The sequence below is a fragment of the Mesorhizobium sp. M7A.F.Ca.AU.001.01.1.1 genome, from assembly GCF_004022735.1.
GTDB classification, from domain to species: domain Bacteria; phylum Pseudomonadota; class Alphaproteobacteria; order Rhizobiales; family Rhizobiaceae; genus Mesorhizobium; species Mesorhizobium ciceri.
This window is the reverse complement of record NZ_RZPF01000866.1, coordinates 1-2394: the sequence shown is the minus strand read 5'-3', so window position 1 is coordinate 2394 and position 2394 is coordinate 1. Positions and strand designations below refer to the sequence as shown.

The 2394-nt window shown below is 60.9% G+C and carries 4 protein-coding genes; 2 read left to right on the top strand and 2 right to left on the bottom strand.

Annotated features, from left to right (window positions below; all coding sequences use genetic code 11):
- Positions 1 to 697: DNA-3-methyladenine glycosylase I (locus EN884_RS33115; RefSeq protein ID WP_128361012.1), on the bottom strand; the 697-nt coding region annotated here is incomplete at its 3' end.
- Between the two features lie 92 nt (positions 698 to 789).
- Here EN884_RS33115 and EN884_RS33110 point away from each other — a divergent pair.
- A complete protein-coding gene (locus EN884_RS33110) occupies positions 790 to 1353 on the top strand; it encodes a DUF1003 domain-containing protein (protein ID WP_024503559.1) in 564 nt (187 codons plus the stop codon).
- The gene (locus EN884_RS33105) at positions 1350 to 1937 is read left to right on the top strand and encodes a DedA family protein (protein ID WP_024503560.1); all 588 of its coding nucleotides are present in this window, start codon (positions 1350 to 1352) and stop codon (positions 1935 to 1937) included. Before EN884_RS33110 ends, EN884_RS33105 begins: the two co-directional genes overlap by 4 nt.
- A gap of 3 nt (positions 1938 to 1940) precedes the next feature.
- Here EN884_RS33105 and EN884_RS33100 read toward each other — a convergent pair.
- A partial coding sequence (locus EN884_RS33100) for a hemerythrin domain-containing protein (protein ID WP_128361011.1) occupies positions 1941 to 2394 on the bottom strand: 454 nt, incomplete at its 5' end.

Sequence of the window (2394 nt, the reverse complement as noted above, 5' to 3'; positions counted from 1 at the left end):
CGCGCAGCGCTTGCGGCGAATGGTTCTCGCCGATCGACATCGCCAGGATGCGTGAGATATGGCGGCGCGGCAGATGCGTCTCCGCTGCCCATTGATTGATTTGCCTCTGGATCTTGTCCAGGTCCTTCTTCGAAGTCGGGCTTTCGGCGATGTCGAGGCCGGCGTCGCGCAACGCCGCGGCCATATCGCCCGAGATGACGAACGCATCCCACCCCAGCCAGCGCAGGAAATACTGGCCCGTGTTGCCGCCCAGCCGGCTGCCATGCTTGCCGAGCCAGGCCATCAGCCCGACCTGGTCATCATCAGGCCATTCCGCAAGGAATTTGCCGAAACCGCCATATTCCTTCGACACACGCTCGACAAAGGCAGCATTGTCGCGAACGGATCTGATCTTCTGCGGGTTGCGTACGATGCGCTGGTCGGCCGTCAGATCGTGCCAGAAATCATCGGGCTGGAACAACAGCCGCTTCGGCTCGAAGCGCAGAAACGCCTCCTCGAAGCCAGGCCATTTCTGCTCGATGACGCGCCAGACGAAACCGGCGGCGAAGACGCGCTCAGCCATAATGGAGAGAATGCGGTCATCGGGGATGTCAGCCACGGCGGCATTGTCAGGCGCCGGACCAAGCAGCGACGTCAGTTCCTCTTCGCCGCCCTTACGTTTTGCGGCGCGAGCGCGAATTTTCTTGAAATCGGCCATTGGTCCCTCGGCAACTGGAATCAATCTAACACTTCCCGTGTGAGCCGGCAGCCTCTACCTCTTACGGCAAGCCTAAGACCCTGGAGATGGCCATGAACAAGACGATCGACGATCTGGCGAACCGCTGGCTCAAGCGGCGGCCGGACGGCCTCAGCCAGCTCGAAAGCCGGGTGCTGCAATCGACGCTCGAACGCACCACCATCTCGCGCGACACCAACAAGGCCGTTGCCTTCCACCAGACCTTCGGCGACCGGCTTGCCGATACGATCGCCCGCATCGGCGGGTCATGGTCCTTCATCCTGACCTTCATCGCCTTTCTGGTCTTATGGACGGCGGGCAATGTCTGGCTGCTGTCGCGTGACGCCTTCGATCCCTACCCGTTCATCTTCCTCAATCTCGTTTTGTCGATGGTAGCCGCCTTGCAGGCGCCTGTGATCATGATGGCGCAGAACCGCCAGACCGAACGCGACCGCATCGACGCCGCCCACGATTACGAGGTCAACCTGAAAGCCGAGATCGAGATCATGGCGCTGCATGAAAAGCTGGATGAACTGCGCCACGGCCAGATTCTCGGCATGCGCGACGAGATCGTGCAACTGACCGAGATGATCAAGCGGATCGACGAAAGGCTGTCTTCGCAGCAGTCGGCTTCATGACCGACGCGATCCACCATTTCATCGAACAATACGGGCTGCTCGCGGTCTTTGTCGGTTGCATCGCGGAGGGCGAAAGTGCTGCCATTCTCGGCGGCTTCTTCGCCCACCAGCAGGTCTTCGTGCTGTGGCACGCCGTCCTTGCGGCCGGCCTCGGCGCCTTTGTCGGCGACACTTTCTTCTTCATCCTCGGACGAAGCTTTGCCGACCATCCCTATGTCGTCAGATTGCGCAAGCGGCCCGGCTTTCGCCGCGCCTTTCGCCTGCTCAACACCCATCCCGACATTTTCGTGCTGTCGAACCGCTATATCTACGGCATGCGTCTCGTCGGCGGCATTGCAGCCGGGCTCTCCAATATCACAGCGCCGCGCTTCGTCATCCTCAACGCGCTTTCATCGGCGGTCTGGGCGGTGCTGTTCGGTACGATCGGTTATGTCTTTGGACTTGGCGCAGAGCACTTCATCGGCCAGGCGCTGATGCATCACGAACGGTTGCTGATCGGTCTTGGCATCGGCCTGACCGTGGCCGTTGTGGCATGGCTCGTCGCCCGTCACATCGCCAGGAGGGAACGCGCCAGGGAAGGCTGATCGTCAATCCACGCCGAGCGCCTGATCCCCCCGATCGAGGATAAGCGGGACGATCAGGTCTTCCTCGTCGGCAAGATGTCTTGTCAGCATGGCGATCAGCCGGCTGTTTTCGTCGGCATAGGCGTCGGCTGCAAAGCGCTGTCTGTCCTCGCTCTCCTGAAGCGTCTTAATGAAGGCATTGGCCGCCTCGGCATTGCGCTCCAGCCCTTCATGGATGGTGTGGTGGTCGGCATCGAGAATCTCGAAGCCGCGCTTCAAACGGGGCTCGGCCTTGGCGAAGATCGGGAAATATTGATAATCCTCGACATTGTGGTGACCGTCGAGATGCCCAAGAAAATGATTGAGGCGCGGCGCGAACCAGCGCGCGAAATCAGGCGCCGTCAGCCGTCCCTCACGGAAGTCGTCAATGCCGTTGGCCAGCATGCCGCCAAGTTCGCGGAACATGTCGTGCCGCTGC